At 73.0% G+C, this 15902-nt stretch carries 13 protein-coding genes; 5 read left to right on the top strand and 8 right to left on the bottom strand.

The genetic code is table 11. From position 1 onward, the window contains the following. Complete coding sequence (locus tag ACIBF7_RS14665) at window positions 1-1830, bottom strand: glycoside hydrolase family 15 protein (protein ID WP_397197280.1); 1830 nt, start codon at window positions 1828-1830, stop codon at window positions 1-3. A gap of 218 nt (window positions 1831-2048) precedes the next feature. On the opposite strand from ACIBF7_RS14665, the gene ACIBF7_RS14660 reads away from it, so the two are divergent. The 4 genes from ACIBF7_RS14660 to ACIBF7_RS14645 are packed head-to-tail and all read left to right on the top strand — an operon-like array spanning window position 2049 to window position 5131. Further along, window positions 2049-2462 carry a molybdopterin-binding protein gene (locus ACIBF7_RS14660; protein WP_148030920.1) on the top strand — a complete coding sequence of 138 codons (414 nt, stop codon included), beginning with the start codon at window positions 2049-2051 and terminating at the stop codon, window positions 2460-2462. Between the two features lie 9 nt (window positions 2463-2471). After that, a complete protein-coding gene (modA, locus tag ACIBF7_RS14655; protein ID WP_397197279.1) occupies window positions 2472-3263 on the top strand; it encodes a molybdate ABC transporter substrate-binding protein in 792 nt (263 codons plus the stop codon). Between the two features lie 6 nt (window positions 3264-3269). After that, the gene (locus ACIBF7_RS14650) at window positions 3270-4103 is read left to right on the top strand and encodes an ABC transporter permease (RefSeq protein WP_148030922.1); all 834 of its coding nucleotides are present in this window, start codon (window positions 3270-3272) and stop codon (window positions 4101-4103) included. After that, complete coding sequence (locus tag ACIBF7_RS14645) at window positions 4100-5131, top strand: ABC transporter ATP-binding protein (protein WP_397197798.1); 1032 nt, start codon at window positions 4100-4102, stop codon at window positions 5129-5131. Before ACIBF7_RS14650 ends, ACIBF7_RS14645 begins: the two co-directional genes overlap by 4 nt. 82 nt (window positions 5132-5213) lie before the next feature. Here ACIBF7_RS14645 and ACIBF7_RS14640 read toward each other — a convergent pair whose 3' ends face one another. From ACIBF7_RS14640 to ACIBF7_RS14625, 4 genes are all read right to left on the bottom strand, one after another. Beyond that, window positions 5214-5969, bottom strand: coding sequence for a hemerythrin domain-containing protein (locus ACIBF7_RS14640; protein ID WP_397197278.1), 756 nt, complete (start codon window positions 5967-5969; stop codon window positions 5214-5216). Window positions 5970-6121: 152 nt separating this feature from the next. Next, the gene (locus ACIBF7_RS14635) at window positions 6122-7363 is read right to left on the bottom strand and encodes an MFS transporter (protein WP_397197277.1); all 1242 of its coding nucleotides are present in this window, start codon (window positions 7361-7363) and stop codon (window positions 6122-6124) included. Further along, window positions 7360-8451: a PLP-dependent cysteine synthase family protein gene (locus ACIBF7_RS14630; protein WP_271275124.1), complete on the bottom strand. Its 1092-nt coding sequence runs from the start codon at window positions 8449-8451 to the stop codon at window positions 7360-7362. The genes ACIBF7_RS14635 and ACIBF7_RS14630 overlap by 4 nt, the downstream gene beginning before the upstream one ends. Before the next feature lie 67 nt (window positions 8452-8518). Continuing rightward, the gene (locus ACIBF7_RS14625; RefSeq protein WP_397197276.1) at window positions 8519-8956 is read right to left on the bottom strand and encodes a hypothetical protein; all 438 of its coding nucleotides are present in this window, start codon (window positions 8954-8956) and stop codon (window positions 8519-8521) included. A 243-nt stretch (window positions 8957-9199) separates the two neighbouring features. Here ACIBF7_RS14625 and ACIBF7_RS14620 point away from each other — a divergent pair, with 243 nt between their 5' ends. Then, entirely contained in the window at window positions 9200-10510 is a 1311-nt protein-coding gene (locus ACIBF7_RS14620) for an aminotransferase class V-fold PLP-dependent enzyme (RefSeq protein WP_271275126.1), read from the top strand. Between the two features lie 80 nt (window positions 10511-10590). Here ACIBF7_RS14620 and ACIBF7_RS14615 read toward each other — a convergent pair whose 3' ends face one another. From ACIBF7_RS14615 to ACIBF7_RS14605, 3 genes are read right to left on the bottom strand one after another with little or no spacing between them, the layout of a single operon-like run. Beyond that, the gene (locus tag ACIBF7_RS14615; RefSeq protein WP_148030927.1) at window positions 10591-11469 is read right to left on the bottom strand and encodes a universal stress protein; all 879 of its coding nucleotides are present in this window, start codon (window positions 11467-11469) and stop codon (window positions 10591-10593) included. Beyond that, window positions 11466-14162: a formate dehydrogenase subunit alpha gene (fdhF, locus tag ACIBF7_RS14610; RefSeq protein WP_397197275.1), complete on the bottom strand. Its 2697-nt coding sequence runs from the start codon at window positions 14160-14162 to the stop codon at window positions 11466-11468. Before fdhF ends, ACIBF7_RS14615 begins: the two co-directional genes overlap by 4 nt. Further along, window positions 14159-15766, bottom strand: a complete 1608-nt coding sequence (locus ACIBF7_RS14605) for an NAD(P)H-dependent oxidoreductase subunit E (RefSeq protein ID WP_397197274.1) — start codon at window positions 15764-15766, stop codon at window positions 14159-14161. Before ACIBF7_RS14605 ends, fdhF begins: the two co-directional genes overlap by 4 nt. Between the last annotated feature and the right edge of the window lie 136 nt (window positions 15767-15902).

The following is a 15902-nucleotide window of genomic DNA, read 5'->3' as shown; positions in this document are numbered from 1 at the left end:
TCAGCCGAGGGCGTGGTCGAGGTTGAAGGCCGCGCTGATGAGCGCGAGGTGGGTGATGGCCTGCGGGAAGTTGCCGAGCTGCTCGCCGGTGTGGCCGATCTCCTCGGCGTACAGGCCCAGATGGTTGGCGTACGTGAGCATCTTCTCGAAGGCCAGGCGGGCCTCGTCGACGCGGCCGGCGCGGGCCAGGGCCTCGACGTACCAGAAGGAGCAGATGGAGAACGTGCCCTCCGAGCCCCGCAACCCGTCGGAGCTGACCGCCGGGTCATAGCGGTAGACCAGCGAGTCGGAGACCAGCCCGTCGCCGAGCACGTCGAGGGTGGACAGCCACTTGGGGTCGGTCGGCGAGACGAACTTGGCCAGCGGCATCATCAGCAGGGACGCGTCCAGCACGTCCTCGTCGAAGTGCTGGACGAACGCCCGCAGCTTGGCCGACCAGCCGCGCCGCATGATCTCCTGGTAGATCGCGTCGCGTGCCTCGCGCCAGCGCGGGATGTCGGCGGGCAGCCCGCGCTGGATCGCCACCCGCATGGCGCGCTCGATGGCCACCCAGCACATCAGCCGTGAGTAGACGAAGTTCTTACGGCCGCCGCGGGTCTCCCAGATGCCCTCGTCGGGCTGGTCCCAGTGCAGGCAGACCCAGTCGACCAGGGTGCAGAGCTCGTCCCAGCGGTCGCTGGCGATCGGGTCGCCCCACTTGTTGTAGAGGTAGATGGAGTCGATGAGCGCCCCGTAGATGTCGAGCTGGAGCTGGTCGGCGGCGGCGTTGCCGATCCGCACCGGGGCGGAGCCCCGATAGCCCTCCAGATGGCCGAGTTCGTGCTCGGGCAGGTCGCTGCGCCCGTCGATGCCGTACATGATCTGCAGCGGGCCGGTGCCGCTGTCGCTGCTGAGCGGCACGTGCGTGGACAGGAAGCCCATGAAGGCCTCCGCCTCCTTGGTGAAGCCCAGCCTGAGCAGCGCGTACACGCAGAACGCGGCGTCGCGGATCCACACGTAGCGGTAGTCCCAGTTGCGCTCGCCGCCGAGCTGCTCGGGCAGGCTGGTCGTCGGCGCGGCGACGATCCCGCCGGTCGGGGCGTAGGTGAGCAGCTTGAGCGTGAGCGCGGAGCGGTGGACCACCTCGCGCCACCGGCCGCGGTAGCGCGAGGACGACAGCCAGCGCCGCCAGTAGCGGACCGTGGCGGTGAACTCGTCCTCGGCCTCCGCGATCGGGCAGCCGCGCGCCGCCAGGTCGCCGCCGACCCGGTCGAGCGCGAACACCGCCTGCTCTCCCTCGCTGAGCTCGAACTTCGCCCACGCGTCCTGCCCGTCGGTCTCCATCGGCACGCTGGCGGTCAGGGACAGCGACAGCGACGCCGACTCGAACAGCACGCGATCCTCCTGCGGGATCACGGCGTGCGGCTGCCTCGCGTAGTCGAAGCGGGGCGCGACCCGGGCGCGGAACGGGAGCGAGCCGCGGACGCAGGACACCCGGCGGATCATCCGGTGCCGGTCGGCCTCGCGCGAGTCGTCCGCGATGGGCATGAAGTCCTGGATCTCGCCCACCCCGTCGTCCGCGAAGAAGCGGGTGATGAGGACGTTGGTGTCGGGGAAGTAGAACTGTTTGGTCCTGGCCGGGGTGTCGGCGGCCAGCTCGAACGAGCCGCCCCGGTCGGCGTCGAGGATCGCGGCGAACACGCTGGGCGCGTCGAAGCGCGGGCAGCAGTACCAGTCGATGGTGCCGTTGGTGCCCACGAGCGCGACCGTCCGCAGGTCGCCGATGAGACCGTGGTCTCCGATCGGCAGGTAGCGGGAGTCGCCTGAGTGACCGGGTTCTCCAGCAGTCATGGCCGCCCTTTCTCCCTGTCTGTCCCTCAAGGTAGACATGTTGGGTTCGTGACGGCCTCTGAGGTTCGCCAAGGGGCGGCAGATCTTCCTCGGGTGTTCTCGCCGGCCCGGTCACGTCGGGGATCTCGTGGATGCCATGGCAGATCCGTAGGGAGCGCCGCTGTTGCGGGGGAAGACCGGTATTCAGATTGGCATGTGCGAAGGGTATGGTGAGGGCTGTGACGACGTTCCGGATCAGTGAGGCCGCGGCGCTGCTCGGGGTCAGCTCCGACACGGTCCGCCGGTGGGTGGACGCGGGCCGGCTGCGGGCGGAGCGCGACGAGCACGGCCACCGGCGGGTCAACGGCGCCGATCTGGCCGCCTTCGCCCGCGCCCAGGTCGAGTCGGTCGGCGACGGCGGCCGCACGTCGGCGCGCAACCGTTTCCGCGGGATCGTCACCGAGGTGATCCGCGACGCGGTGATGGCGCAGGTGGAGATCGCCGCGGGGCCGTTCCGGGTGGTGTCGCTGATGAGCCGCCAGGCCGCCGACGAGCTGGGCCTGGAGCCGGGGGTGGTGGCGGTCGCCGTGATCAAGTCCACCAACGTCGTCGTGGAGATCCCCGGTCACGAGCGCGTGGCCAGCCATTTGTGAGGAGCCCCCTTGGTCTTTCGTCTTTCCCGGTGGGCGGTCGCCCTGCCCGTCGCGCTCGCGCTGGGGTTGTCGGGGTGCGGCTCCGGCGCCACGTCCTCCGCTTCGGAGGCGGCGTCCGCCGGCGGCGACGCGAAAGAGGTGACGGTGTTCGCGGCGGCGTCGCTGACCGGGACGTTCACCGAGCTGGGCAAGGCCTTCGAGGCCGCGCATCCGGGCACGACGGTCCGGTTCAACTTCGGCTCCAGCGCCACGCTGGCCCAGCAGCTCGTCCAGGGCGCCCCGGCCGACGTGTTCGCGGCGGCGAGCCCGGCCACGATGAAGACCGTCACCGACGCCGCGCTGGCCGGTGCGCCGGTCACGTTCGTACGCAACAAGCTGCGGATCGCCGTCCCCGCCGACAACCCCGCGCAGGTGGACGAGCTCAAGGACCTGGCCGGCCCCGAGGTGAAGGTGGCGCTCTGCGCCGAGCAGGTGCCGTGCGGGGCGGCGGCCGCCAAGGCGCTGGACGCGGCCGGGCTGAAGGTCACCCCCGTCACCCTGGAGCAGGACGTCAAGGCCACGCTGACCAAGGTGCGGCTGGGTGAGGTGGACGCGGCGCTGGTCTACGCGACCGACGTGATCGCCTCGGACGGCAAGGTGACCGGCATCGAGTTCCCGGAAGCGGACCAGGCGATCAACGACTATCCGATCGCCACCCTGGCCAAGGCGCCGGCCGGTGAGGCGGCCCGGCAGTTCGTCGACCTGGTGCTGTCGCGGCAGGGCAGGGACGTGCTGACCAAGGCCGGCTTCGAGGCGCCCTGATCAAGGATGAGTTCTTCCGCGCCGGAGCGCCTCGACCTGCCGGGCCCGCGCCGTGAGGTCTCCGGGCGGCTGCCGTGGATGCTGGTGCTGCCCGCCGTGGTGGGGCTGGTCTTCCTGGTGCTGCCGCTGGCCGGGCTGCTGATCCGTGCCCCGTGGCCGACGCTGCTAGAGCGGCTGGCCGAGCCGCAGGTGCTGGAGGCGCTGCGGCTGTCGCTGGTGTCGGCCACCGTCGCCACCGTCGTGTGCCTGCTGCTCGGGGTGCCGCTGGCCTGGCTGCTGGCCCGGGTGGAGTTCCCGGGCCGGAGGCTGGTGCGGGCGCTGGTCACCGTGCCGCTGGTGCTGCCGCCGGTGGTCGGCGGTGTCGCGTTGCTGCTGGTGCTGGGGCGGCGCGGGCTGGTCGGGCAGTGGCTGGAGGCGAGCTTCGGGATCACGCTGCCGTTCACCACCGCGGGGGTGATCGTGGCCGAGGCGTTCGTCGCGATGCCGTTCCTGGTGATCAGTGTCGAGGGCGCGTTGCGCGGCGCCGACCGGCGCTTCGAGGAGGCCGCCGCCACGCTCGGCGCCTCCCGCTGGACGGTGTTCCGGCGGGTGACGCTGCCCATGGTCATGCCGGGGGTGGTGGCCGGGGCGGTGCTGTGCTGGGCGCGGGCGCTGGGCGAGTTCGGCGCGACGATCACGTTCGCCGGCAACTTCCCCGGCACCACCCGCACCATGCCGCTGGCCGTCTACCTGGCCCTGGAGACCGAGCCGGAGGCCGCGATCGTGCTCAGTCTCGTGCTGCTGGCCGTCTCCGTGGTCATCCTGGCCAGCCTGCGCGACCGGTGGGTGAGCGCGCCATGACCCTGCGCGCCCGCCTGGTCGTCAAACGGCCCGCGTTCACCCTCGACCTCGACCTCCATGTCGCCGCCGGGGAGGTGGTCGCGCTGCTCGGCCCCAACGGCGCGGGCAAGACCACCGCGCTGCGCGCCCTGGCCGGGCTCACCCGCATGTCCGGCGGGCAGATCAGCCTGCGCGGCCGGCCGCTGCACACCCTGCCCGCCGAGAGCCGCCCGATCGGCATGGTCTTCCAGGACTACCTGCTCTTCCCCCATCTGTCGGCGCTGGACAACGTCGCCTTCGGGCCGCGCTGCCAGGGCGTCTCCAAGGCCGAGTCCCGCCGTGCCGCCGCCGCCCTGCTGGAGCGGGTCGGCCTGGCCGACCGCGCGAGCGCCAGACCGGCGCAGCTGTCCGGCGGGCAGGCACAGCGGGTCGCGCTGGCGCGGGCGCTGGCCGTGCGGCCGGAGCTGCTGCTGCTGGACGAGCCGCTGGCCGCGCTCGACGCCCACACCCGGCTGGAGGTCCGCTCCCGGCTCCGCCGCCACCTGGCCGACTTCGACGGCGCGACGGTCCTGGTCACCCACGACCCGCTCGACGCGATGGTGCTGGCCGACCGGCTGATCGTGATCGAGCACGGCGCGATCGTCCAGCAGGGCGCGCCGGGCGAGGTCGCCCGGCGTCCGCGCACCGACTACGTGGCCCGGCTGGTCGGGCTCAACCTGTATCGCGGCACCGCCGACGCGGGCCGGGTCAAGGTCGGCGAGCTGCTGCTGCACACCTGCGAGCAGCTCGACGGGCCCGCGTTCGTCGCCTTCCCGCCCGCCGCCGTGGCGCTCTACCGCTCCCGCCCGGACGGCAGCCCGCGCAACCTGTGGCGGGCCACCATCGACGGCATCGAACGGCACGGCGACAACGTCCGGGTGCACCTCGACGGGCCCGTCACCGCGTTCGCCGACATCACCCCCGCGGCCGTGGCCGACCTGGACCTGACCCCGGGCCAGCGGATCTGGGCCTCGGTCAAGGCCACCGAGACCCACGCCTACCCGGCATGAACGACGACTGCGACGGCGGTTCGCCCTCACGGGCGTGCCGACTCAGTCCTGCCTGTGCCGGAGCATGTCGCTCTCAGCAGGGTCATACGCGAGGCGTGAACTGGTTCAGGTCATAGATCCCGAGCGTCTTCTCGATGTCGGCCACCTGCCCGACGATGCCGGTGAAGCCGGCCGCGCCGAAACGGCGGTGCTCCTCGTCTTCGAAGGTCTCGGCCATCTCGGTGAATTCCCTGGGCGGGATGACCTCGCGCATGGCGGGGAAGACCACGGTGTCCTCGCGTGCCTCGTGGGGCTCGTACATGCGGATGAAGGCGGCCATGTCGGCGGTCAGGTCCCGGCGGGCCCGCTGGGGGGCGGGTTTGGCGGTGACGTCCAGGATGCGGCCGGTCAGCACGCGGCCGCGCTGGTGCTGCCGGACCAGGATGGGCACGGTGTCGGTCAGTTTGCCGGCCTTGACCAGGCGCGGGAAGACGTAACGTTCTTCAAGTTGCTCGTGGTACTCCTCGATGAAGGTGCGGATGATGCCGGCCCCGGCATGCAAGGGCTGGGCGGGCACCGGCTCGCCGGCGTTGATCCGCCGGATGCCCTCCCGGTAGATCAGCAGGATGCGTTTGAGTACCCCGTGCTCGCGCATGAGGTCTTCTGGTGGCGTGACCGGCACCTCTTGGGTCTGCTCCGTGCTGGGGGCAGGGGTGGATGTCGCGGCGCCGCCGGCTTGCCGGATCGTCCCGCACGCGGTCAGCACCGCCGAGCCACAGGCCAGGGCGACGGGCAGGCTGAGCATCTCGCGGCGGCGCACGCTCGGTGTTTCGCGGTCGTCCCACGCTTCGTCGCTCATCTTCGGTCCCGGCCCCCCAACCAGCCCGATACGGCCGGCTGGACCGCATCACCCCAGATGCTGCCCAGCCACCGGTGATCCGACGTGACAACGGAGGTAATGCTTCCCTCTGTCCGGGCCGGCCGCCCGGCGCTCCCCGCCGGCGGTCGTGGTCAGCCGGCCGGGACCCGGCCGGCGACCGGTAGCCGCTCCCTCCGGTCCAGCCGCCTGACGGCCGCCGCGGAGGCCAATCCCGCGGCGGCCAGCAGCGCCCACGGCAGAGCTGCCATGCCGTTGGAGCGGCCCGCGTCGACCAGGGCGCCCGCCAGCAGGTTGCCGGCCAGGATCCCGATGCCGGACAGCAGGTTGTACACGCCGTAGTAGGTGCCGATCAGCCGGTCTCCCGCCAGGTCGGCGATGGTGGCCATCTCGAACGGGAAGGCGGCCAGCGTCCCCAGGGTGAGCAGCAGCGTGCACGCCACCAGAGGCAGCAGCGCCCAGCCCGGGGGCAGGGCCAGGTGCGCCGTCGCCGCCGGGGGCAGGAACGCGACCCCCATGAGGGCCAGGCCCCGGCTGATCGCCTGTCCCCGGCTCCACCGGGCCGAGCACCAGGCGGTCAGCCGTACCTGCCCGGCGATGCCGAGCAGCGCCGACAGCGCGTACAACGCCATCACGCCGCTCTCGCCGCCGCCGACCCGCTCCACCTCCAGCGGCAGCGCCAGGTACATCTGGAACGACAGCGCGTAGGAGGCGATCATCGCCGCGGCGAAGGAGACGAAGGCCCGGTCGCCGAACGCCCGCCGCCAGTCGCTCAGCACCGGCTGCTGCTCACCGGCGGGCCCGCGCCGGGCCGGCAGCCACAGGCCCTGCATGACGGTCAGCACCGCGAAGACCCCCGCGGCGGACAGGCACACGGCGGCGAAACCGGCGTTCAGCAGGGCGATGCCGACCAGCGGGCCGAGCAGGATGCCGCCCTGGTAGAACACGTTGAACACGGCGAACGCGGCCACCTTGCGCTCACCCGCCTCGCACGCCAGGTAGGCGCGGGCCGCCGGGTTGAACAGCGCCCCGGCGACCCCGGTCACGGCGGCCGCCACGAGGAGCCACGGCAGCGACGTGGTCAGCCCGAACAGGGCGAACCCGATCGTACGGAGCGCGCACCCCAGCATGATCAGCGGCTTGTAGCCCAGCCGGTCGGCCAGGGTGCCGCCGATCAGGAACAGGCCCTGCTGGCTCAGGTTCCGCAGGCCCAGGACGAGCCCGATCGTCCAGGCGGCCAGACCGGCTCCGGTCGACAGATGCTGGGCGAGGTAGGGCATGAGCATGTAGAAGCCGAGGTTGATGCCCGCCTGGTTGATCTGCAGGAGCTGGATGGGCCGGTCGAAGGAGCGGAACTCGGCCAGGGTGCGCCTCATCGCCCGGCTGCCAGCGGGGCGCGCACGCCTGTGCAGCGCGTCCAGCGGTGGACTTCCCGCTCGTCCGGAGCGAGCAGCAGGTCCGGCTCGCCGGCCGGGACGGCGCCGAGCAGGCCGTGGGCCCGGCAGTAGTCGTCGTCGTAGATGCTCTCCCAGTAACGCCACGGCCCGTCCGGGAAGATCGCGACGATGGTCCGGCCGGGCTGCGCACGGGCCAGCCACCGGGCCACGAGGGCGACGGCGCCGGTGCTCCAGCCGCCGGAGACGTAGTGCAGGGCGGCCAGGGTGCGGCAGGCCCAGACCGCTTCGGCGGGGGCGACCCAGTGGACCTCGTCGAAGGCGTCGTAGGCGACGTTGCGCGGGTAGATGCTGGAGCCGAGCCCGCGCATCAGCCGCGGCCTGGCGGGCTGGCCGAAGATGGTCGAGCCCACGGTGTCCACGCCGACGAGGCTCAGGCCGGGGAAGTGGCGGCGCAGCACGCTGGAGATGCCCGCGCTGTGCCCGCCCGTGCCGACCGAGCACACCAGCGTGTCGATCTGGGGGACCTGGTTCAGCAGTTCGTGGGCCAGCCCGGCGTAGGCGTCCACGTTGTCGGGGTTGTTGTACTGGTCGGGACAGTAGGCGCCGGGGCTCTCCGCGAGGAGCTGCCGCACCCGTTCGCGGCGGGCCTGCTGCCAGCCGCCGACGGCGCAGGGCTCGGTGACCATCTCCAGCCGTACCCCGTAGGAAGCCAGCAGCCGGCACATGAGCGGCTCCATGCCGGGGTCGGCCACGAGCACGACCGGATGGCCGAACACGATGCCGGCCAGTGCCAGGCCGAGCCCGAGGGTGCCGCTGGTCGACTCGACGACGGTCGCGCCCGGCTGGAGGTCGCCGCGCGCCCGTGCCCGGCGCACCATGTGCAGCGCCGGGCGGTCCTTGATGCCGCCCGGGTTGAAGCCTTCGAGTTTGGCCCAGAATCCTCCGCCGCCCGGCACGAACGGCTCGGATATGAAAGTCAACGGCGTATTGCCGACCGAGAGCGGCAGCGTCGAATATCTACCGGACGGCGCCTCTTTCAGGCGCGCGGAAACAGCTTGCGATGACATGATGGAGATCCCCGAAATGAATGGACGCGATAGCGGACGGTTGACGGCGCGTGAAAGGCCGCGCGTCCTATATGCGCATCACACAGAGATCTTCCTGACAGGACGTGGGGCGGCCCGCCACGGCCGCCGGGACCGTGCCGCCCACGGCGGCGGGAGGGGAGACGACGATCGCGGCCGGCATGGGCGCGCCGGTCGGCGGGCCGGCCGGATGGGTCGCCGAGCCGTCCTGCTCCGTGCTGTGCCTGTGTCTCTCGGGCAGCTGGTGATGCCAGCAGTGCGCACGGTGCTGAGCTGCGGCGACGTGCCCCTGGTCCGCGGCGTGACCGCCGTCGCCGAGCTGGGCGCTGTGGCTGGCCTGCTCCGACAGCTCCAGTGCGGCGCAGGCGCCGCCGTGGGCGAAGACCGCGACGATCAGCCAGACGACCGCCAGCAGCGCGTGCGACACGAGCCGCCCGGCGCGAGATCCGGCCGGGCGGCGCGAAAGGGTCGTCCGTGTCGCTGACATCACCTGAAATAGTGCCCGGAAGGCGGCCGGGCGCGCTCGGCAGGAGCAAACTTTCCGGTAAAGCTACCGCCGGACACAGGTTATGGCGGGCTTTCTCGCGCGAGCGCGCCCGGTCATTCGTCTTGTCTGCGCGACACGGCGCCGGGGGTTTGCCCTGTCCGCCGGAATATCGGCCACACTGGACAGCGCGGCGGTCCTTCTCGTCCGCCGCCCGTCAATTCCCGCTTATATCAGGAGTGCGCCATGGCCCTGTCCAGACGACGGATCGTCGCCGGCTTCGGCGCCATGGCGGTCGGCGCCGTGGCATGCCCCTATGACCGGGAGCGCGCGTACGCGCCGGCGACCCTGGCCGTGCCGACCGGCGTCGCCCCGGAGCGGCTCGCGCGCGACGAGCGCTTCTGGGCGACCGTCGCGCGGCAGTTCCGGGTGAGCCCGGACTTCGTGAACCTGGAGAACGGCTACTACGGGGTCATGCCGGAGCCGGTCCGGCGGGCGTACCACCACAACGTCGACCATCTCAACCAGCACAGCTCCCACCTGCTGCGGACCACCTACAAGCCGCGGGCCGACGAGGTCCGCGACCGGATCGCCGCCCTGCTCGGCGTGACGAGGAACGAGATCGCGCTCACCCGGGGCGGCACCGAGGCCCTGCAGAACCTGATCTCCGGCTACCGCCGCCTGCGCCCGGGCGACGCCGTCATGTACGCCGACCTCGACTACCACAGCGGGCAGTACGCCATGAACTGGCTGCGAGCCCGGCGCGGCGTCACCGTCGAGCGCATCGTCATGCCCGAGCCCGCCACCCGTCAGGCGGTGCTCGACACCTACGAGCGAGCCCTGCGCCTGCACCCGAAGGTGCGGCTCCTCTTGCTCAGCCACATGAACAACCGCACCGGCCTGGTCACCCCGGTACGCCAGATCATGGCCATGGCGCGTGAGCGCGGCGTGGACGTGATCGTGGACGCCGCCCACTCCTGGGGCCAGCTCGACTTCAGCATCGCCGACCTCGACGCCGACTTCGGGGTGTTCTCGCTGCACAAGTGGATGGGCGTGCCGCTGGGCGCGGGGTTCCTCTACATCCGCGCGGATCGCCTGGCCGACATCGATCTTCTGTACGACGACGAGACCTACCCGGCGTCCGACATCCGCTCACGGGTGCACTCGGGCACCATGAACGTGGCCCCGTTCCTGACCGCTGACGCCGCCCTGGACTTCCACGAGACCCTGGGCGCGAAGGTCAAGGAGGCCCGCCTGCGTTTCCTGCGCGACCGCTGGGTCCGCCGGGCGCACGAGCTCGGCGCGCGGGTCCTCACCCCGGACGAGCCCGGCATGTACGGCGGCATCACCGCGTTCCGGCTGCCCGGCCGCGACTCGGAGGCTGACAACGTCGCGATCGCGGACGAGCTCATGACCAAGCACCGGATCTTCACCGTCGCCCGCAGCGGCATGAGCGGCGGCGACGCCGTCAGGGTCACCCCCGCCCTGTTCACCTCCACCGACGACGTCGACCGCCTGGCAGCGGCCCTGAGCGACCTCGTCACCCGGCCTCGGTGAACGCTTCCGCGGGTCAGGGCGTCAGCGCGAGCCGTACGGCCAGGCAGCGTGCCTGACAGATACTCCAGGTGACGGCAGGGTCACGGGGCCGGTGGGACCACCGCGACCGGGCACCTGGCCTCGCGCAGCGCGGTCTGGGTCACCGGTCCCAGCAGCAGGCAGGCGGGTGACTCGTTGCCGCGGCTCCCCAGCACGAGGAGCGTCGCGTCCTGGGCCGTCTCGATCAGCGCGCGCTGGGGCCGCTCGGCCACGAAGGCGGTCATGACCGGCACCTCGGGGTGCCTGCGGGCCAGCTCCGACGCGACCTCGCGGAAGCGGGCCTCCGCCCCCCTGCGCAGCGCGTGCGAATCCACGAAGGGCAGCGGATCCTGCCAGGCCGACGAGCCGCACTCGGTCCAGCAGCAGAGTGCCTGCACCGTGCCGCCGCGCAGGGCGGCCTCGTCCAGGGCGAAGTCGAAGGCCGCCAGGCTCGGGGGCGAGCCGTCGAGCCCGACCACGATCCGGACCTCCGGGCTGCTCGGCGGCGGGACGGGCCGTACGATGACGACCGGCCGCGCGCTGTGCGCGGGCACCTGCACGGCGGCCGACCCCACCTGCAAGCTGTCGAACCCGCCCTGCCCGCGGGACCCGAGCACGGTCAGCTCCGCGTCGCGCCCGGCCTCCAGGATCACCGCCGCCGGCGTGCCCTTGCCGAGCAGTTGCAGGACATTCACGTCGGGAGCCAGCTCCCGGGCACGGCGGACGCCCTCCTCCACGACGGTCAGGGCGACGTGCTCGATCTGCGCCATGATCTCGTGGGTGACGGGCCGGAAGGCGTAGGGCCAGTGCAGGGCATGGCAGACCAGCACCGGCAGCCCTCGGATGCGCGCCGCGTCGAGCGCCCAGCTCAGCGCCTGGTGGCTCCCCGGCGAGTCGTCGTAGCCGACCAGTACGGGCCGACCGGCGTATCCATCGCTCATCGCCGCCTCCGGAGAAGTTCTGTGTCCTTCGTCAGCGCCGTCAGCCGCACGGCGGTGACCTTGTATTCAGGGCAGGAGGTCACGGTGTCCGCCCGGTCGGAGGTGAGGGCGTTGACCCCGCTGGAGGGGAAGTGGAAAGCGCAGAAGACCTGGCCCGGAGCCACGTCGTCGCTGAGGCGGGCGATCAGGGAGGCGCTGCCGTGGCGGCTCTCCACCCTGACCCGGTCGCCGTCGCGCAGGCCGTGCCGGGCCGCGTCGTCCGGATGGACGTCGAGCCGGTCGACGGGGTCGAGCCGCAGATTGTCCGTACGACGGGTCATCCCGCCGGAGTTGTAGTGCGCCCAGCGCCGTCCAGTGACCAGGACCAGAGGGTAACGGTCGTCGGGCTGCTCGCCCGGCGGCAGATAGGGCGCGGCGCTGAGGTGGGCGAGCCCGTCGGGGGTCGCGAACCGTTCCCGGTAGAGCGAGGACTCGCCGGGCCGGTCGGGGTCCGGGCACGGCCAGCAGACCGCGCCTTCGCGGTCGAGCCGTACGTGCGACAGCCCCGCGAAGGCGGGGACCAGGCGGGCGCACTCGTCCAGAGCGTCAGCCGGGGTGGGGCACCCCAGGTCGGCGCCGAGCGTCGCGGCGAGCGCGTGGATGACCTCGAAATCGGTGAGCACCCCTTCCGGCGGGCGGAGGGCGGCGCGCACCCGCTGGAAGCGGCGGTCGAAGTTGACGAAGGTGCCTTCCTTCTCCAGCCAGGACGCGACCGGGAACACGACGTCGGCCCTGCGGGCGGTCTCGGACAGGAACAGCTCGCTGCAGACGACGAGCGGGCAGGCGTCGAGCGCCTCGGCGACGAGGGTGCTGTCGGGATCGGTGGCGCAGACGTCCTCGCCGATGACCCACAGCGCGCGGAGCTCTCCCGACCGGGCGGCGGCGAACATCTGCGGGATGCGCAGCCCCGGCCGCGGGGGAACCGGGGCGCCCCACACCTCCTCGGCCCTGGCCCGCCCGGCGGGGTCGGTCACCTTCCCGTACCCGGGCAGGAGGTCCGGCAGCGCGCCCATGTCGGAAGCGCCCTGGACGTTGTTCTGGCCGCGCAGCGGGTTCACCCCGAAGCCGCGGCCGGTCCCGACCGCTCCGCGCAGGATCGCGAGGTTGGACAGGGTGCGCACGCCGTCGGTGCCGTGCAGGTGCTCGGTGACGCCCAGCCCGTAGACGATCGCCGGCCGCTCCGCCCGGCCGAAGAGGCGGGCGGCCGCGACGATGTCGCCGGCGGGGACGCCGGTGACGGCGGCGGCCCGCTCCGGCGAGTAGTCCTCCAGCAGCGCGGTGAGCTCGGGCAGGCCGCTCGCCCGATGGCGCAGGAACTCCTCGTCGACCAGGCCCTCGGCGAGCAAGACGTGGGCCAGCCCGTGGAAGAGCGCGACGTTGGTGCCGGGCCGGGGCCGCAGGTGCACGTCGGCGTAGCGGGCCAGGCCGACCGCCCGGGGGTCCGCCACGACGAGCCGTGCCCCGCGCAGGGTCCGCTGGAGCAGCCGCGCGCCGACCACCGGATGCGCCTCGGCCGGGTTGGCGCCCACCAGCAGCAGGCAGTCCGCGGTCTCCACGTCGTCGAAGCCGTCGGTGCCGCCGGACAGGCCGAACGTCGCGGTCAGCCCGGCGGCCGAGGGGGAGTGGCACAGCCTTGAGCAGTTGTCGACGTTGCTGGTGCCGATCACGACCCGCATGAACTTCTGGAGCAGGTAGTTCTCCTCGTTGGTCGCCCTGGCCGAGGAGATCGCCGCCACCGCGCCGGGGCCGCCCGCGGCGACCGCGGCCCGTAGCCCCCGGGCGACGTGGTCGAGCGCCTCGCGCCAGCTCACCGGCCGCAGCCGGCCGGCGTGGCGCAGCAGCGGCCCGGTGAGACGCTCGGGCGAGCGGAGGAAGCCGTGGGCGAAACGTCCTTTGACGCACGCGTGCCCGCGGTTGACCGGGCCGTCGTGGGCGGGCGACACCGCGATCACCTCGCCGTCGCGCGTGAGCACGTCCAGCGAGCAGCCCACCCCGCAGTAGCCGCACGTGGTGCGGGTGCGGGCCGCCTCCGGCGCTCGGCCGCCGCCGGGCAGGCCGGGCTCGGTGAGCGCCCCGGTGGGGCAGGTGTCGACGCAGCCGCCGCAGGAGACGCAGTCGGACTCCGCCCACGGCCCTCCCGTGCCGGGCGCCACCACCGTGTCGGAGCCCCGTCCGGTCAGGGTGAGGGCGAAGGTGCCCTGCACCTCGGCGCACATGCGCACGCACCGGCCGCAGGCGATGCACAGGTCGCGGTCGAGGTGGACGTACGGGTGGCTGTCGTCACGTCCCCGGCCGCCGGTTCCCCGGGCCAGGTCCGGGGCTATCCCCAGCGAGTGACAGAGTGTGGCCAGCTCGCTGCCGCCGTCGAGAGCGTACGGCGGCAGCGCCGAGACGATCAGTTCGACCGCCTCGCGGCGCGATGTCCGCAGATCCTCGGCGGCGACCTCGATGCGGGCGCCGTCGGCGGCCGGAGTGACGCAGGCGGCCACCACCGAGCCGCCGGATCTGACCAGGCAGGTGCGGCAGGAGCCCACGGAGGTCAGCCGGTCGTCGTCGCACAACGTGGGCAGCTCGCCGCCGGCCGCGCGCACGGCGTCGAGCATCGAGGCGCCGTCCGCCACGTGCGCGGTCACCCCGTCGACCAGAACCCTCACCGGTCCCACCCCGCCAGCCGGTCGCCGTAGGCGCGGGCGAGGCTGCGCACCGCCGCCGGCACGCGACGTCCGAAAGCACACAGGCTGGCCTCGCCCATGACGCGCAGCAGCCGCGCGTACTCGTCGCCCGCCCGCGCGGCGGTCCGGGCGATCTCCAGACCCCGGCGGGACCCCACCCGGCACGGCGAGCACGCCCCGCAGCTCTCCGCGGCGGCGAACTCCCACACGTGCCGCAGCACGTCCTCGGGCTCGACGTGCTGGTCGAAGGCGACGAGCCCGGCGTGTCCGAGCGCCGCGCCGCGACCGGCCAGGGCCGCCTCCGACAGCGGCACGTCGAGTTCGCCGGCGGCGAGGAAGCCGCCGAGAGGCCCGCCGACCTGCACCACGGCCAGCTCCGAGCCCTCGCGCAGGCCGCCGCCCAGTTCCTCGACGATCGCGAGCACGGACGTGCCGAGTTCGACCTCGTAGCAGCCGGGCCGGGCGAACCGCTCGGACAGGCAGACCAGCTTCGTGCCGGTCTCCGAGCGCGTGCCGCGCGCGGCGTAGGCGTCTCCGCCCCGCTGGACGATCCACGGGACCGCGGCCAGCGTCTCCACGTTGTTCACCACGGTCGGGGCGTCCCACAGGCCCTTCCTGGTCGGGTACGGCGGGCGCGGCCGGGCGCAGCCACGCCCGCCTTCGAGCCCAGCGACGAGGGCGGTCTCCTCGCCCGCGACATAGGAGCCCGCGCCCTCGGCCACCTCGATGTCGAGATCGACGCCGGTGCCGTGGATCCGCCGTCCCAGATGCCCGTCGGCGCGTGCCCGCTCCACCGCGGCCCGCATGCGGGCCAGCGCCCGCGGATACTCCGACCGGACCAGCACCACGCCGCGGCGGCCTCCGGCCGCGTGACAAGCCAGCGCCAGCCCTTCCAGCACCCGTCCCGGATCGGCCTCCATCAGCAGCCGGTCGGCGTACGAGCCCGGGTCGCCCTCGTCGCCGTTGGCCACCACCACGGTGTCGGGCGAGCCTTGGGCTGCGGCCCACTTGGCGGCCACCGGGAAACCGGCTCCTCCGCGCCCGCGCAGCCCGGAGGCCGCCACCTCGGCGAGGACCCGGTCCGGGGCGAGCGTCCGCACCACGCGGGGCCACACCTCCCAGGGATCCTCTCTCCCGACGACGCCGGCCAGCACCACGGGGGCGCCGGTGGCGTCGGCGGAGGGTATCGGGGGAGCGTGGGCCCGCGCGCGGCCGGAGAGCTGGGCGGCCGGCTCCGGGCCGGTGCACGGCGTGTCGCCGTCGAGGCAGGCCGGGCCCGCGTAGCAGTAGCCGAGGCACCGGACGCTCTGCAGCGAGACCCGCGCCTGTGCGTCCACGTGGTCCGCCGCGACGCCGAGCGCCTCCTCCACCTCCTGGACGTGGCGGCCCGACCCGGCCGCGAAGCAGGCGGCGGCGGTGCAGACCCGGACGTGACGGCGACCGCGGGGAGCGGCCAGATCGGCGTAGAAGGTGGCCGGTCCGAGCCCCGCCGCGGCCGGCAGGCCGAGTCGCCGGGCCACTTCGGGCGCCCGCTCCTCGGCGGATCCTTGTCCGGCTCTCGCCGCCTCCGACAGGGAATCCAGCATCCGCGGACGCCCGCGACGCTCGGCCAGCGCGCGAAAAGCGTCGAATCTGCTGGTTGAACCCACATTCCCATCATGAACCCGTGCCGGTGACTGTCCTACGAAGGCGCTGGTCATCATTGGGCAAGGGCACATTCAC

The organism is Nonomuraea sp. NPDC050478 (genome assembly GCF_044458265.1).
GTDB lineage: Bacteria > Actinomycetota > Actinomycetes > Streptosporangiales > Streptosporangiaceae > Nonomuraea > Nonomuraea ferruginea.
Note: the sequence above shows the minus strand (reverse complement) of the source record. Positions and strands in the feature narration are given on the sequence as shown.

What these genes read in the sequence shown, in the direction of transcription:
- ACIBF7_RS14625 (WP_397197276.1), bottom strand. Translation starts at nt 8,956, where the DNA reads ATGTCAGCGACACGGACGACCCTTTCGCGCCGCCCGGCCGGATCTCGC.
- ACIBF7_RS14640 (WP_397197278.1), bottom strand. Translation starts at nt 5,969, where the DNA reads ATGAGCGACGAAGCGTGGGACGACCGCGAAACACCGAGCGTGCGCCGC.
- ACIBF7_RS14645 (WP_397197798.1), top strand. Translation starts at nt 4,100, where the DNA reads ATGACCCTGCGCGCCCGCCTGGTCGTCAAACGGCCCGCGTTCACCCTC.
- ACIBF7_RS14605 (WP_397197274.1), bottom strand. Translation starts at nt 15,766, where the DNA reads ATGCTGGATTCCCTGTCGGAGGCGGCGAGAGCCGGACAAGGATCCGCC.
- ACIBF7_RS14650 (WP_148030922.1), top strand. Translation starts at nt 3,270, where the DNA reads ATGAGTTCTTCCGCGCCGGAGCGCCTCGACCTGCCGGGCCCGCGCCGT.
- ACIBF7_RS14620 (WP_271275126.1), top strand. Translation starts at nt 9,200, where the DNA reads ATGGCCCTGTCCAGACGACGGATCGTCGCCGGCTTCGGCGCCATGGCG.
- ACIBF7_RS14665 (WP_397197280.1), bottom strand. Translation starts at nt 1,830, where the DNA reads ATGACTGCTGGAGAACCCGGTCACTCAGGCGACTCCCGCTACCTGCCG.
- ACIBF7_RS14615 (WP_148030927.1), bottom strand. Translation starts at nt 11,469, where the DNA reads ATGAGCGATGGATACGCCGGTCGGCCCGTACTGGTCGGCTACGACGAC.
- ACIBF7_RS14630 (WP_271275124.1), bottom strand. Translation starts at nt 8,451, where the DNA reads ATGTCATCGCAAGCTGTTTCCGCGCGCCTGAAAGAGGCGCCGTCCGGT.
- ACIBF7_RS14635 (WP_397197277.1), bottom strand. Translation starts at nt 7,363, where the DNA reads ATGAGGCGCACCCTGGCCGAGTTCCGCTCCTTCGACCGGCCCATCCAG.